The 338-nt window shown below is 64.8% G+C and carries 1 pseudogene; it reads right to left on the bottom strand.

Going from position 1 to position 338, the window contains the following annotated elements:
• Positions 1-338 (bottom strand): annotated as a pseudogene (locus DIE17_RS37170) (virulence factor); the annotation flags it as partial.

Below are 338 nucleotides of genomic sequence, written 5' to 3'. Positions count from 1 at the left end.
CCGCGTGCGCGGAACCAGTCTTGGTCCGGATCGATCGGCGTGAGCTTCGACGGTGGTCTGACGACGACGGCGACGGGGTGCTCAGGATCGGTCGTGCCTGCGACCAGGGCGTTACCGCCGAAGTGGTTGATCCGGCCGATCGCGAGTGCGACGTCGGTCAATGCGCTGCCGGTTCCCATGTCGCCGAGCAGGGCGGCCGTGTTGAACGTCTGATTCGTGTGGTCGTATTCCGGAAGGGTTTCCGTCAACGTCCGCGCGAGCGAGACAACGCGTAACGACGCTGCGTCGCTGGGTACACCTGCGTCGTGGACGATGTAATTCAGGTCCGTGACCGCGAC

It is taken from the genome of Burkholderia sp. Bp9099 (assembly GCF_003857805.1).
GTDB lineage: Bacteria > Pseudomonadota > Gammaproteobacteria > Burkholderiales > Burkholderiaceae > Burkholderia.
This window is presented reverse-complemented; position numbering and strand designations above follow the sequence as displayed.